11 protein-coding genes are annotated in these 15,498 nt (G+C 44.3%); 5 read left to right on the top strand and 6 right to left on the bottom strand.

The genetic code is table 11. The features are described 5' to 3' along the window. The first annotated feature begins 235 nt into the window (after nucleotides 1–235). The 4 genes from AC1DV1_RS16605 (at nucleotide 236) to AC1DV1_RS16590 (ending at nucleotide 5,594) form a co-directional block, all read left to right on the top strand. The gene (locus tag AC1DV1_RS16605; protein ID WP_477361141.1) at nucleotides 236–868 is read left to right on the top strand and encodes a M949_RS01915 family surface polysaccharide biosynthesis protein; all 633 of its coding nucleotides are present in this window, start codon (nucleotides 236–238) and stop codon (nucleotides 866–868) included. 372 nt (nucleotides 869–1,240) lie between these two features. Then, entirely contained in the window at nucleotides 1,241–2,911 is a 1,671-nt protein-coding gene (locus AC1DV1_RS16600; protein ID WP_477361139.1) for a M1 family metallopeptidase, read from the top strand. Between the two features lie 101 nt (nucleotides 2,912–3,012). After that, complete coding sequence (locus AC1DV1_RS16595) at nucleotides 3,013–4,674, top strand: M1 family metallopeptidase (RefSeq protein WP_477361137.1); 1,662 nt, start codon at nucleotides 3,013–3,015, stop codon at nucleotides 4,672–4,674. Nucleotides 4,675–4,856: 182 nt separating this feature from the next. Next, complete coding sequence (locus AC1DV1_RS16590; protein ID WP_274211613.1) at nucleotides 4,857–5,594, top strand: head GIN domain-containing protein; 738 nt, start codon at nucleotides 4,857–4,859, stop codon at nucleotides 5,592–5,594. 146 nt (nucleotides 5,595–5,740) lie between these two features. Here the strand turns inward: AC1DV1_RS16590 and AC1DV1_RS16585 are convergent, their stop codons facing one another. Together AC1DV1_RS16585 and AC1DV1_RS16580 are read right to left on the bottom strand one after the other, a co-directional pair. Next, nucleotides 5,741–6,466 carry a DUF2490 domain-containing protein gene (locus AC1DV1_RS16585; protein ID WP_477361135.1) on the bottom strand — a complete coding sequence of 242 codons (726 nt, stop codon included), beginning with the start codon at nucleotides 6,464–6,466 and terminating at the stop codon, nucleotides 5,741–5,743. 65 nt (nucleotides 6,467–6,531) lie between these two features. Beyond that, on the bottom strand, nucleotides 6,532–7,563 hold the full coding sequence (locus AC1DV1_RS16580) for a hypothetical protein (RefSeq protein WP_477361133.1): 1,032 nt from the start codon (nucleotides 7,561–7,563) through the stop codon (nucleotides 6,532–6,534). Nucleotides 7,564–7,735: 172 nt separating this feature from the next. Here AC1DV1_RS16580 and AC1DV1_RS16575 point away from each other — a divergent pair, with 172 nt between their 5' ends. Further along, nucleotides 7,736–8,194: a DinB family protein gene (locus AC1DV1_RS16575; RefSeq protein WP_477361131.1), complete on the top strand. Its 459-nt coding sequence runs from the start codon at nucleotides 7,736–7,738 to the stop codon at nucleotides 8,192–8,194. A 202-nt stretch (nucleotides 8,195–8,396) separates the two neighbouring features. Here AC1DV1_RS16575 and AC1DV1_RS16570 read toward each other — a convergent pair whose 3' ends face one another. The 4 genes from AC1DV1_RS16570 to AC1DV1_RS16555 all read right to left on the bottom strand — a co-directional run bounded on the left by AC1DV1_RS16570 (nucleotide 8,397) and on the right by AC1DV1_RS16555 (nucleotide 15,496). Next, nucleotides 8,397–10,907, bottom strand: a complete 2,511-nt coding sequence (locus AC1DV1_RS16570) for a mechanosensitive ion channel family protein (RefSeq protein ID WP_477361129.1) — start codon at nucleotides 10,905–10,907, stop codon at nucleotides 8,397–8,399. Nucleotides 10,908–11,252: 345 nt separating this feature from the next. Further along, nucleotides 11,253–12,344, bottom strand: coding sequence for a hypothetical protein (locus AC1DV1_RS16565; protein WP_477361127.1), 1,092 nt, complete (start codon nucleotides 12,342–12,344; stop codon nucleotides 11,253–11,255). Next, the gene (locus AC1DV1_RS16560; protein ID WP_477361125.1) at nucleotides 12,325–14,010 is read right to left on the bottom strand and encodes an FAD-dependent oxidoreductase; all 1,686 of its coding nucleotides are present in this window, start codon (nucleotides 14,008–14,010) and stop codon (nucleotides 12,325–12,327) included. Before AC1DV1_RS16560 ends, AC1DV1_RS16565 begins: the two co-directional genes overlap by 20 nt. Continuing rightward, nucleotides 13,988–15,496: a polyamine aminopropyltransferase gene (locus AC1DV1_RS16555; protein ID WP_477361122.1), complete on the bottom strand. Its 1,509-nt coding sequence runs from the start codon at nucleotides 15,494–15,496 to the stop codon at nucleotides 13,988–13,990. The genes AC1DV1_RS16560 and AC1DV1_RS16555 overlap by 23 nt, the downstream gene beginning before the upstream one ends. Between the last annotated feature and the right edge of the window lie 2 nt (nucleotides 15,497–15,498).

Below are 15,498 nucleotides of genomic sequence, written 5' to 3'. Positions count from 1 at the left end.
AAAGGTTAATATTGAACACGAAGATGGCCATGTGAAATTTAACAGAAGGGCTGCAATGATACGAAAATGAATAAAATCGGGACGGGTTTTATCCTATTTTAGCTAACATTGGCTATTTATTAGCTGCTTCGTGTAACAGTGTTGTATTAAATTATTTGTTAACAATTATGTTGCTAAATTAGGCTGTTATTTTGACTGACTGCACCATCATTATTAAATTTTTATTCATTGTAAGATGAAGTTATTTGCCTTGTCGTTATTGCTGATAGCAGCACAAGTTTCCTTTGCCCAAATCAAAGTAACGAAGCTGGATAAGAAAGATATTCCCGCCACTATTAAATACACCGGCCATATCATCAACGCCGTTAAATATACCGACAATGATGGCCAACACTTAATAATAACCACCGAAACAGGAATTACGCCAACAAAAAGTAAAGACCCCGGCGATACCGATTTTCGGGATGCCGCTTTATATGCTTATTGCTATACCATAGGTACCAATAATAAACTTAAACTAAGCTGGCAAACCTATGATTTTATAAAAGATTGCTCAGTTGACCTGGAGGCCAACTACGTACCCAACACTTTTGCAGTTACTGATTTAAATAACGACGGAAAGGCCGAAGTATGGCTGATGTATACTACGGCCTGTACCGGCGATGTTAGTCCGCCCGATATGAAGATCATTATGCACGAAGGGCTTAAAAAATATGCCGTGCGGGGTACAAAAAAAGTAAAGGTATCTGACAAGGATTTTGAGGGTGGTAAATTTACCTATGATGAAGCTTTTAAAGCCGGCCCGGAAGCGTTCATACGGTATGCAGTGGATTTGTGGAAGAAGAATTCAATGCAGGTTTGGCAATAATATATGAGTTTGAAAAATTGAAGATTAATAAAAGTGAGGGATTGTGCCAGCCACACCCCTACCAAGGGCTACTGTGTGTACACATCTTTAAAACAAAAGAAAATGTCATTTCGAACGAGGTACGAGGAGAAATCTTATACGACATGCATTCAACCATGCAAATTTGCAAGCATGTCGCAGAAGATTTCTCCTCACGCCAACACTCAAAGCCCTCCCCAGTTCGTTCGAAATGACATTTTTTTTTATTATTGGTACGTTTCCAAAAGATGTGTACACACAGTAGCTCCCAAGGGAGGGAACTAAAAAAACCCGATGTTTTCGGGCGCTAAATGCCTGAAAAGCATAAATTATGGCCGAACATTACAACAACACATGAATATAAAACAACTATACCGCACCGCCCTGCTCCTGTTAACAGCAGGGATATTTTCATTGCCGGCCCATGCCCAGCTTCTGCAGGAAAAAGAAGCTTTTACCCATGCCGATAGCCTGCGCGGTAATTTAACCGCACCGCGAACATGCTACGATATCAATTACTACCACCTGGATGTTAAATTTGATATCGACCATAAAACTATCAGCGGCAGCAACCTGTTTAAGTTTACCTCCACGCAGGATTTTACATTGCTGCAGTTTGATTTGTTTGCTAATCTTAGTGTAGATAAAGTAGTTTACAAAGGCAAAACACTGCCCTTTAAACGCGATGCCAATGCCGTGTTTGTAACTTTTCCAAAAACCGTTATCAAAGGCAGTAAAGACCAGTTCACCGTTTATTACTCGGGCAAACCAACCATTGCTATAAACGCGCCATGGGATGGCGGCGTTGTTTACAAACAGGATTCACTTAAAAAGCCATGGGTGGTTACCGCCTGCGAGGGTGTGGGTGCCAGCATCTGGTGGCCCAATAAAGATCACCTGAGCGATGAGGTTGATAGCATGCTCATCAGCATCAGCGTACCTAAGGGTTTAAAGGATGTATCCAACGGTCGCCTGCGCAAGGTTACGCCGTTAAAGGATGGTTACACCAAATTCGATTGGTTTGTGGCCAACCCGATAAACAACTATGATGTAGTTGCCAACATTGGCGATTACGTACATTTTGGCGATACCTACATGGGCGAAAAAGGCAAACTTACCATGGATTACTGGGTACTGCCCACCAGTTTAGAGAAAGCAAAAAAGCATTTCGGCGCCAATGCAAGGCCTATGCTTAAAGCTTTTGAGCACTGGTTTGGCCCCTACCCTTTTTATGAGGACGGCTACAAACTGGTAGAAACGCCGCACCTGGGCATGGAGCACCAGAGCGCAACAGCCTATGGCAACCATTTTTTAAATGGTTACCTGGGCTACGATATGTCGGGCACGGGCTGGGGACTTAAATGGGATTACATCATTATCCACGAAAGCGGCCACGAATGGTTCGGCAACAACATCACAGGGAAAGACCTGGGCGATATGTGGATCCATGAAAGCTTTACCTGCTATTCCGAATCGTTGTTCATCGAAGATAACTGGGGCAAAAAAGCCGGGCAGGATTACAACTTTGGCCTAAGAGAAGGCATTAACAACGACAGCCCGGTGGTAGGCCCGTATAACGTAAACAAGGAGGGCTCGGGCGATATGTACCCCAAAGGTGCGGTAGTGCTTAACATGGTGCGCACCATCGTTAACGACGATGAAAAATGGCGCACTATCCTGCGCGGTCTCAACAAAACTTTTTACCACCAAACCGTTACCTACAACCAGGTTGTAAATTACATTACAGAACAATCGGGCAAAAAACTGTTACCGGTATTTGACCAATACCTGCGCTATAAAGATCTGCCCATCCTGGAGTTTGCAACCGTAAGGGGTAAATTCAGCGCCAGGTGGATAGCCAGCGTAAAAGATTTTTCCATGCCGGTGTTAGTCCGCGCAAAAGGTGGCGAGTATAAGTTTATTACCCCAACTACACGGTTTACACCGGTTGACATCGACGGGGTAAATAAGGATAATATTGAAGTGGATAAGTTGAATTTTTATATAGGGGTGTTAGTTGATTAGTGAGTGGTTGATTAGTGAGTGGTTGATTGGGTTGGATTGAGTTGATTGGGTTGAAAATTTTTAAGATTATAAGTTGACAGATATATATGCAAAATAAGAACATGATTAAATACGCACTCGGCCTTTTGATGGCTGGTGCAAGCTTTTTGCCGGCAAAGGCACAATTGGGCACAGTTAAAGAAAAGTTTACCAGGGCCGATACTTTACGCGGATCGTTAACTACGCCGCTGCGTACTTGCTACGATATCAATTATTATCACCTGGATGTGAAGTTTGATGTCGATAAAAAGTTCATCAGTGGTAATGTGCTGTTTAAGTTTACCGCGGTAAGTGATTTTGATAAGCTGCAATTTGACCTTTGGAATAACCTGAAGATTGAAAAAGTGTTTTACAAAGGGCAGGAGTTAAAATATACCCGCGAGTTTAACGCCGTATTTTTAACCTTCCCCAAAAACATCAGCAAGGGCAGTAAGGACGAGTTTACGGTTTATTACTCCGGTAACCCAACCATTGCCAAACGCGCCCCATGGGATGGCGGTGTGGAGTATAACACCGACTCGTTAGGCCATGCCTGGGTATCAACCGCCTGCCAGGGCATGGGGGCCAGCGTATGGTGGCCAACTAAAGATCAGCAGGAGGATGAGGTTGATAGCGCACTCATCAGCATCAGCGTACCCAAGGGTTTAAAAGATGTATCAAACGGCCGCTTACGCAAAGTTACCGACCTGAAAGACGGCTATACGCGTTTCGATTGGTTTGTGGCCAACCCCATCAACAACTATGATATTGAAGCCAACATTGGCGATTATACCCATTATGAAGGCATTTACAACGGCGAAAAAGGTAAATTAACCATGGATTTTTGGCCGCTAAGCTATAACCTTGATAAAGCCAAAGCACAATGGGGGCTTGATGCACCACGCATGCTCAAAGCATTTGAACATTGGTTTGGCCCCTACCCTTTTTACGAGGACGGCTATAAACTGGTAGAAAGCCATCACCTGGGTATGGAGCACCAAAGCGGCACAGCTTACGGCAATCACTATAAAAACGGCTACCTGGGCCGCGATCTTTCGGGTACGGGCTGGGGACTAAAATGGGATTTCATCGTAATACATGAAAGCGGTCACGAATGGTTTGGTAACAACATTACATCTAAAGACCTGGCCGATATGTGGATCCACGAAAGTTTCACCAACTACTCTGAGTCGTTATTTGTGGAAACCTTTTACGGCAAGCAAGCCGGCCAGGAATATGTACACGGCACCCGCATGGCTATCGCGAATGACAGGCCCATTGTTGGCGCTTACGGTGTAAACAAAGAAGGCTCGGGCGATATGTACTACAAAGGCGGCAACATGCTCAACATGATCCGCACTATTATTAATGACGATGAAAAATGGCGCAATATCCTGCGTGGCCTCAATAAAACTTTTTACCACCAAACTGTTACTTACAACCAGGTGGTTGATTACATCAGCAAAGAGGCGGGCATGAACCTGGCACCGGTATTTGATCAGTACCTGCACTACAAAACCATCCCCATCCTCGAGGTCATGTTCCGTGAAGGCAAAGCCTATGCCCGCTGGACCAGCACAGATGCCAAAGACTTTGCCATGCCCGTTAAAGTGCGCGTAAAAGGCGGCGATTACAAATTTATTACCCCAACCAAACAATTCAAACCTTTTGAGTTAGAAGGCGCCACTAAGGATAACATTGAAGTTGACACATTTAATTATTATATTGGGGTGTTGGTGGAGTAGATGTTAGTGAGTGGTTGATTAGGTTAGATTGGGTTGATTAAGTTGAATGAAGGTAGGTTGGGCGTTAGTTCTAACCATTCACCTAATCAACCCAATCAACCACTCACCTCAATTTTATTTTCCCTCTCCATGCAACCTCGCCAAATAACTTGCGTCATATAGCTACATAAGAGATAATTAAGATGAAAACATTAAGCAAAATATTACTGATTGCTGCTTTGATAACAGGTACTGCAGGCTATACAATTGCAAAAACAAATACCCCAACCGACGAGGTTACCCAAAACACAGAAGACCGCCACTTATCCGGCTTTACATCGGTAAGCGTTGCCGGCTCGTTTGATGTGGTTATTACCCAGGGATCAACAGAATCTGTTAAGGTACAGGCTCCATCTGATGTTATCAGCCGCATTATTACCGAAGTGGAAGGTAACACCCTTAAAATTTACACCAAAAGCGATAACGACTGGCACTGGTTTGATGGCGGCCACAAAAAGATCATGATCTACGTTACGATTAAAGAAGTAAACGGTGTATCACTTTCAGGTTCGGGCGATGTATCATTCAGGGAAGGTTTGCGTGCAGGCTCTTTTAAACTGAAACTAACCGGATCTGGCGATGTAAGCGGCAAGCTTTGGGTTAAAAGCCTGGATGTGAACCTGGCAGGATCGGGCGATATCAAACTAAGCGGCACGGCCGATAATTCAAACATCAGCGTAGCCGGTTCAGGCGATTATACCGCAAGGGATTTAACAACCAATACCGCATCGGTACGTGTTGCAGGATCAGGCGATGCCAGGGTGAACGTAAGCCAAAAACTGGAAGCATCCGTAGTAGGCTCGGGCGATGTATACTATACCGGCAGTGTAAAAAGTGTGAGCAGCTCTAAGATAGGAAGCGGCGATGTGAGCAGGATGTAAGGGCCTCACCCAACCCTCTCCAAAGGAGAGGGCTTTTTGATTTGCATGGAGAACTAAAAGGAAAAGCGATGAATTGAACTCATCGCTTTTTCTATTTTCAATATTGTTTTTTCCTCCCTCTCCTTTGGAGAGGCCGGGGTGAGGCTTTAAAACCTCGTATAAAAAGCCAGCTGCGCTACGTGGTTAATCGTGTAGGCTTCGGCTTGTTTAATGTATTGGTTAAGGTAGCCGGTTTCCACATCAATCATTTTATTGATACGGTATCCAACGGCTACATAGGCGCGGTTTTGGTCGAAAAAGTGCTTGTTTACTTTGTTTTTGTTTTGGATGTTTACAAACACCTCGTTTTGTAAGGCTACAAATGGTCCTTGCGCGAAAACAGCCGAATCCTTTTTCAAAGGCACAATGGCCCGGGCAAAATATCTAAAGCGTTGGGCAAAATAATGGTCATTCTTGGTAGCGGCAGTGTTACCCAAAAAGCGCTGCTCCAAACGGAAACGGTGCGCCAGGTTTACATTTTTGCTCAGTTTATGGGTATAAGTATATTGCTGCCAGATACGGCTTTCGGGGCGAAAGGTCTGGTCGCCGGCAGTGGTGCGGCCATAGGTGGCTATGTATGCATAACCCAAAGCGCCAACCTTGTTCTTGGCAAAGTAATAATTGGCCGATGGGCGCAGCAAAATATGCTTCAGGTAACTCAGCTCGTCATGTGAGCGTAGTTGGCCGTCGAACGAGTAACCCCAATGTTCGGATAGTTTTTGCGAATGGAACACTGCTGCCCAACCCGAAAACTGGTTATCCTGCGCAAACAAACGGGCAGGTATAATTAACAATAAAGCGGCAAAAACTAATAACTTTTTCTTCAACTGCATAGATGTATATATTTTATAATAAAAAAAATTCAACCACTTACCTAATCAACCCAATCAACCACTCACTAATCTTTTATCCTGATCAATGTTTTACGGCCTAAGTCAACAGTGATCCTGAAGGCCTCCTGGTTACTCATCCTGAAACCCGGCGTTTGGTGGAAGCTTAAAATAAACTGACCTTTTACCCGGTTATATAAAAATGGTGTCCAGATGATATCCATCCGGTTATACGTTTTCTTCTCAAACCACGAATCGCCATAGGTAATTTCATGTCCCTGGCCTTTGTAAAATTCATCAAATAAGGCAAACTTGTGGTAGCTCAAATAAACATTGGCCACAAATCCCGCCGGCTTATGAAATCCGTCTATACCTCGCACCCGCTCTAATGACATCATACCGCCGGCTTCAACTGATAACGAATCTAAAAAGGTTTTATGACTAAAGTCTAAACCTAATCTTATTTGCCCGGCACCGTTATCCCTGATATTATCATTAGGAACGGCAATTTCGGCACCGGCATCATGCATCAGCATAAAGTAATGAGATACATAAAACGGCCCTTTAACCGATGGCTTGTACTTACCCGAAAATCCAAATAAAAACTGTTCCCTGTCGGTTTGGGTTTGGCGGCTTACCCAGTCAATCCAGCCGGTTTCGGTAAAATGTTCGTTATGCACCCGTGCCAGCAAGCCCTCAATATTAGGGCGATAGTAGCGCAGTGTATCGTTCAAAATTGCACGGGGATAATCGTCAAGCAAACCTTCGCGGGGGAAAGCACCGGCATAAAACAGCCAGCTTTTACCGGTAAAATTATAGTAGGCTACCGGGTTCACTTTTAAAAAGTAGGGTTTGGCGCCAAACTCGTGAATGCCGTTGGCCCCAAAAACAAAATGGTTTAAGCTATCAATGTTCCAGCCTAAATCAAGCTCGGTACGCATGCCGCTATAGGTACGCGAGCGCGGGATAAAAGCCTTGTATTCCCTATTATCCAAAAAGCCAAGCGCATTAAAATGAATATCAATGGTTTGTTCCTGGGCCAGGGCAGCTGTTGTAGTAACTATAGTGAAGATGGCGAATAAGTAAATCTTTTTAATCATATCTTTTGATGTTGTAAACCAAGCGGTATTTAGCTAACGTAACATAAGGCGCAAAGGTATAATAAAAGCCTAAACACCTAAAACTACACCATCACCATTAAGTAATTTGATAAAATAATACACCAAATCTTCATACTTTAGCCGCGTTATAAATTACCTAAAAACAGCTCACATGCGTAAACCGATAGAAATTGTACTGAAGCCCCGCCTTATGGTACTTAATGCCATTAAAGACCTTAGTCCCGGGCAACTGAACCTGGTACCACAGGGATTTAACAACAACATTATCTGGAACGTAGCGCACATGATATCGGCACAACAGGGTATTTGTTATACCCGCGCCGGGTTGCCAATTGTTACCGCCGATAAATTTTATACCCCCTACCGCCCCGATACCAAACCCACTGATTTTGTAGGCGAAGAAGATATCGCAACCATCAAACAGTTATTTATATCTACCATAGAACAGCTGGAAACCGACCTGGATAACGGCATTTTTGCCAACTACCCTACCTGGGCCACACGCTACGGCGTCGAGATTGATTCGATAGATACGGCGGTGGCATTTTTGCCTTTTCATGAGGGTTTGCATGCTGGCTATATTATGGCGTTGAAAAGGGTGAAAGGATAATTATTAATTTACAGTGCTAAACCGCCTCAATTAAGGCATCTTATCAGGAATCGTTTTTAAACTTCTCAAATAAGAAAGGAGAGTAAAAAGGGTAGCTTATTTCACGCAAAGACGGTAAGAAGCAAAAACGCAGCGCCAAGAGATTTGCTTATTTTTCTTAGCTTCTTTGCGCGAGAAAAAAACAACCGGCTTACTGGAAGCTTTAGCTTTTTTTATCTGCTGCCCCGGTTTTACCTTCGTCTTTTCTATCACCCTTTTTCACATCCGGCAAAGCCTTAATAAATACATCCTGCTGCGGGTAAGGGATCACGATGCCATTGGCCCTGAACACTTCGTCAATCTGCAAAATAATATCACTCTTAATGGGTCGGAGCATCGACATGTGATTTGGCCAGAAAATGATCTCGACATCGATACTGCTGTTGTTAAAATCTTTTATAACCACGTCGAAAGCCGGATCTCTTAAAATCCTTTTATCGTCGTCAAGTATCTTCATGATCAGGTTCTTTACCTGCCTTAAGTCGCTGCCGTAGGCTACACCTACTATAAATGAGTTGCGTTTCAGGTGTGCACCCATCGTCCAGTTCACCAGGTGTTGGTTAAGCAGCTCGCCGTTAGGGATCACAATGTGCGATCCATCGTAGCTGGTAACTATGCTGCTCCTGAAACCTATGGATTTCATGGTGACTATCTTATCATTCACCTCTATCATATCGCCCACATTTACAGGCCGCTCAAACGATAAAATAAGGCCGCTCACCAGGTTGTTGGCCAGGCCCTGCAATCCCAGGCCAATACCCACGCTTAGGGCACCAAAAATAACGGTGATTTTATCTAAGGCTATACCGGCAGCCGCAAAAGCGAAGAAAAGCCCGGTGCAGATAATAAAAATACGGATAAGCAACATGTAACTTGCCAGGTTTACCTTTTTCTTTTTGTCGTCCTTTGCATTGCTGGTTGCCGAATCGGACGTGAAAAATGAAACCAGTTTTGATAACACCAGCGATAATATCAAAATAGCTAAAAATACAAACAGGCCCATTATAGAAAAGCTATAGCTACCTACCATACGCTGTTGTGTTAGCGAGGCCACAAAAGCATCATAAATTTGCTTAAAGCCATAAAAATTTTTGCCCACCAAAAAAAACCAGCCTAATACCAGCATTACATAAAAAAATACAGGCGCTTCGCCACCCACCCGTTCAAAGTTTACAAAAAACAGCTTGCGGTTTGGTTGTTTATAAATACCTAAGGCCAGTGTTAAACCCTCATTAATTAACCTGATAACCCATAAAAACATAATAGCTATGATTACGCCCGAGTAACCGCTTACAAAGAAGGTTTTTGCAAGGTTAAAACGCCCCAGGCAATTGAGTACTACCGCAATTACCTGGCATATAAACACAAAAAGGATAAAATACAATATCCCGCGTTCTTTCAATTCTTTTCGGCGTGATGATGCCCATAATTTTAAGCCGATATAAATGATACCGCCTACAGACAGGCATAGGGTAACCACCCTTTCAACCCGGGTAATTTGTAGCAACATATTACCAAAGCCCGATAGGATAAAAAAAATAACCATTACCACCCAAAACCTAAACCAGTAAGCAACGATGTATTTATGAAAAATAAAGGCCAGGCAGATAGCCGCTATCAGCCAGATAAAAAAGCTGATTATAAAAGGTGGATCGGCCAGTATAAATTGAAAAATACACAGAGTTAATAGCATGGCCGATAACCAGGGATACTTTAGTACCAGTTGCCCGGAGAAATCGGCGCTCAGTTTGTTTTCATAAGCCAGCTGCTGTTTTAACGCCCTGATAAAGTAAAACGCGGCTATTGTTAATGCCAGCAGGATAAGAATTTTACCTACATGATCTTTTATATAATAACGTAAAACCATGCTTCCCTTTGCCCATGAAAACGCAATTACATCCTTAACAGGCCGGCTGTAGCCCGGTGCTTCCCATAAAAAGGGAAACTCCTTTATAAATGCCCTTGCCGATAAATTATTGCTGTAGATATCCACATCCTCTTTTAGCGACCGCAGCCGATACACCAACAGATCGACCTTTAGTTGCAGGGCCTGCAAACTTACCAGCGCCCTATTAAGGTTGGTATCAATTGGGGCGGTTTCCTTAACAACGACTATTATTTTGGCAATGTACTTGCGTACCGCAACAGAATCATTTGGGAATACATACAGAAGCGAATCGCTATACAAAGAGTCTATCTTGAACCTAAAGCCCGCTATTTGATTGGTATAATTATCTAATCTTACTTTTTTGTCTTCTACTTTTTTTGAAAGCTCAACAAGTACAGCGGCCGATACCGACAGGTTTCTTTGCGTTTGGGACGTGCCCCTGTTAACAAAAACGCCATCGCTCACCACAGCTATTGACGCTGTTGTTTGATCGAGCAGGGCTTTAATTCCCGTGGTGTCAATGCCTTCTTTCAATACTATTTTGGCTTGCCGGTTCAGCGCCTGTAAAAACTCCATCGCCTGCCGCTGGTGAATGTCAATTTTGCCGTTATTGTATTTTTCGATACTCCTGATAGTTTCATCGTGACCGCGCTTTTGCATCATATGCACAAAATCGAGCTTCTGAGCCTTTGTGATAGCCGGACTATCTGGCTGCGGGCCGTAGGCCTGCTGTGCCGAAACCGCGTTAGTAATGAATAAACAAAGCAGGAATAGATAATATTTCATATACCAGGTAAATGGTTTTTTCAAGTATAGGTTGGCCCTGTTATTACCGCAGGCTTTATTGCCGGTTAATAATTTATATCCAGCAGAAATAAATCTACATAAAATCATTTGCAAAAAAAACTGTAGATCAATAGCCCAGGTGAATCGCTTTTTAACTTTTTCAGCTACAAACGGTTGGCCTTTACAAAATAATACACTTTTAAGCTGCCTCGTAGAGGCTACCTGTTTGTAGAAAGACAAATAGCCCAACTTTTTTGCTCCTTAGGAGCTACCTTTATTCAGGATCAACTTTTAAACGCGATTTCCCGGGATCAGTAGTCCGGCTCTTGATTGCTATTTAATCAATCAGGATTTTGTCAATCCGGCCTTCTTCATCTTCCAGATAAAACCATCCAGGACATAGTGGGTAGATTGGGGTAAGGCCAGCAGGGGCACGATGAGCGCCAGCAACAAATCGCTGTTGATGGTGGGCAGGGTGGCAAAGGGTTTAAAAACCGAAGCATGTTCTTTCCACACCAGGCCATCCCACAGGCCTTCTTCAAAATAGGCAAACAGGATGAGCAGGCCCACAAAAGACAGTACACCATAACGGCTGAAGGTAATTTTAAGGAAAGTTGTTTTGGGCTTAGTCTCGCCGGTAAATTTCTTTTGCTCGTAAATCCATACCAGGGCCATGTAGGGAATGCCGTGCGAAACTACGTTGAGGGTGGTAAAAGCCATATCGCCGTTATAGTAAATGATGCCGAAATACCACGACAAAAAAGTGCCAAAAACCAATACATTTTTAGCAATATTAAACTGTTTGGTGATATTAAAAACCCAAATTTCTTTAACAAAATACAACAAGAGGGTAAGCAGGTAAATCACCTTGCAAACCACCAGTATATAGTCAAAATGGAACAGCACAAAATCGCCATCGACAAACCAGTTGAAGTTTTTTTTGTAGCCGGTAAAATGCCAGTACAATAAGGGGTAAATGGTCGCGATGTAAATGGCCGCGTTATCAATATACCTGCACACCCAACCTTGTTTTTCCTGGCGCGAGTAGATGCGCATAAAACCGTACTGCTGCCTGATGAAATGGAACACCGCCAGGTAGGCCAGTGCCCGCCAAAAATAAATGCCGCCTCCAACGTACAGCATCACCCCGCCTATGTAGCAAAACAGGGGGATGGCCAATAGTAAATGCCGCTGCTGCTTAAAAGATACCGGGTTAAAATAAGTACGGTAAAGCGTGCTGTACACATGGGCTACATCTATCATCACAATAAGTACCACCCAATATTGCACCGGCATCAGGCCCGAGTTTTTAAACTGCGCCGGGAACAGCGCCACAATAAGCAAGGCAATAAACGGGGGCGACAGGATAAAAATGCCATCCACAAGGCGGCTTTTTATCCAGGGCTGTTCCTGGTTATTATGCTGTAGTATGCTCATGTGCTAAAACCTGTTGTGCTGCCCTGATGCCCTGGTGAAATGCTTCCTCAAAAATAGATACCCCGCTCAGATCGGTATGCGCGAAAAACACCTGGTTGTTAATGGGCGACCGCGCCTGCTGCCTGTTATCGCCCCAGATATAATTGACCGATGGGCTGATCATGCCGTGGCCCCACAGCCAAAACTCCACCTGTTCAATATATTCTGTTATGCCGGGGTGAATTTGTTCCATTTCGGGTACTACAATATCCATCCATTGCTCGTAGGTACGGGTGTAGGCTGCAAGCCGCGCAATGCGGGGTTCTTTATCGCAAAGGGGCAAATAATAGGTAAGCACCTTTTGCTGTTCTACCAGTTTAATATCCTGCTGGTTGGCGTTTACATACCCTACCGATGCCGTGTTGTAGGCCACATTATCCCAGCATAGCACCATTCCCTTGGCTGCCGAGGGTAATTTATTAACCGTAATATTGGCAATAAGCCATGGCGAATAATGCAGTTTACTCACATCAAACCCTGGCCTGGCAGTATTTTTTAACAGCTTTTGGTTAACATACTGCGGCGATGCCATGATCACCTTATCTGCATAAATAACTGCGGATGTATTTTTTTTGAGGTCGAGCACCTTTACCGCAACCTTGCCGCCTGCCATTATCTGAACATCATAAGCCAGGCGCCCTGTTTTTATATGGTCTTTTACGGTTTCGCGCAGGCGTTTCATAAGCCAGCCGTTACCCTCGGGCCAGGTAATTACCGCGTTTGGATCGGCGTTGGATGCTGTGCCTTTGCGGGCCGAAAAATAGTGCAGCCCCGCCCAGGCGCTTACGTTTTGGGCCGGTGTGCCATAATCGTCCTTACAGCAATAGTTTAAATACCAGAGCAGGTAAGGCGAATTGAAGCCGTTATCTTTCAAATATTCGTTAAACGATATCCTGTCCAGCTTCCGGTAGGCGTCATCGGCCGAACTATTGTCCAAAGGGATATCAAAGGCATACTTACCATCGTTGCCTTTTGCGTTTTTCAGCTGGGTAACCAGGGCAAAAAAGCGGATGATCTGTTTGCGGTCATTATCAGTCACACCAAAATCGGGTACTATCCCCTCCTGCCAGTGGCCGTTTATCAGTAGCCGTTCTTCAGGGTCAAAGCACAGGTAAAACTCGTTGTAAAAGGGCAACCCTTTTTCGTCAAAATGGGTAATTACGTTATGTTCCTGCAAAAAATCAACCAGCAGCTTATCGTTGTTATTTACAATGGGGATATAGTGCGCCCCCAAGGGATAGGTCGATACTTCATTCGTTCCGAAGTAAGCATTACCGCCAACATGATCTTCCAGCTCCAGTAACTTAAAATCTGTTTCGCCCTGCTTTAACAGCCACCTTGCGGCTGATAGGCCCGAAATACCGCTACCGATAATCAATGTTTTAACCGTTTGCTGTGTGGTGGGTGCCGGCATAGGTAGTTTATCACGCAGGGCATGGCCGGCTTTGGCATTGGGGCCGGCCAATTTGCCTTTTATATGGGCGTACTCCGGTTTGCCACCGCTTAGCCTGCGGATGCAGCCATTAAGTAATATGGCCCCGGTAACCAAACCCGCCTGTAAAATAAACCCGCGGCGACTGGTCGGCTTCATCCCGCTGCTGCGGCTATAAAACGGTCGACCATTCATCCTCAAAATATTTTACCAGTATCTGGTTGTTCAGTTTGTTAACCTGCGCCGGTACCCTGGCCATATCCGCCGGAAAATATAACATCTGCTCCAAACAGGCTTTCGATATAAAACGCAGGCCCGGCAAATAATGATCGGGCACTTTGTATGCAGGCTTGGTCATGGCCATAATATAGCCCCACTCGCCAAACGAGGGCACATAGTTATGGTAAGGCACAGTATGCAGCCCAACTGATTGCAGGGTTTTCTCCACCGTCCAATATGATTTTGGCGCTACATAGGGCGATGTGGATTGTATTACCATAATGCCATCGGGATTAAGCAAATGCTTTACAATGGCATAAAAAGTATTGGTATATAGTTTACCAACCGAGTAATTGGACGGATCGGGAAAATCAATAATAATGGCATCGTAGGTTTTGTGCTGCGCCCTGGCCCATGAAAAGGCGTCGGCATTCATTACGGTTACTTTAGGCGATAATAACGACCGGCGGTTCAGTTTGAGCAACATATCATTGGTGCGGAACAGTTTGGTCATTTCCTTATCCAAATCAACCAGGGTAACGGTTTCAATCTGCGGATACTTTAAAATTTCGCGTACGGCCAGTCCGTCGCCGCCGCCCATCACCAAAATATTTTTGGCATCGGGCAGGGCCTGTAATACCGGGTGGATAAGCGCCTCGTGATAGCGGTACTCATCAACCGAACTAAATTGCAGGTTTCCGTTTAAAAACAAGCGCAGGTCGCGGCCTTTTTTGGTGATGATGATACGCTGGTACGGTGTACTTTTCGAAAAAATGATGGTATCGCTATACGTTAAACTTTCCGAGAAACTGGTAATGGTATTGGCATACACAAAACCAACCAGCAAGGCCAGCATACTGATGATGGACGCGCTTTGCAAATACCTGGCCCCCTTAATTTCGTGCCTGAAATTGATACAGGTTATTAAAGCCACCAGTACATTCAGCATACCAAACATGTAGGCCGTGCGCACCAAACCAAGGTACGGGATAAGCAACAGCGGGAATACCAGCGAGGCTATTAAAGCGCCGATATAATCAAACGTAAATACTTTTGATACCAGGTCTTTAAACTCAAACCGGTCCTGCAAGATGCGCATCAGCAAAGGGATCTCTAAACCAACAAGGATCCCGGTAAACGATATCAGCCCGTATAAAATAATACGGAACGAGCTTACGCTTTCAAACACCAGGAACAGGATAGATGAGCTTGTACCACCCACCAGGCCAACCAGTATTTCGATACGGATAAACCAGGCCAGCAGGTTTTTATCAAAGTATTTTGATACCCAGGAGCCCAGCCCCATCGAGAACAGGTAAACGCCGATAATGGTAGAAAACTGGGTAACCGAATCGCCCAGCAGGTAGCTGGCCAGCGTGCCTGCTATCAACTCATAAATAAGCCCGCAGGTAGCAATAATAAAAACCGATACGAGTAAAAGAACGGGAAGTTTTTTGTTCATGA

The organism is Mucilaginibacter sp. P4_D1 (assembly GCF_056401935.1).
This window is presented reverse-complemented; position numbering and strand designations above follow the sequence as displayed.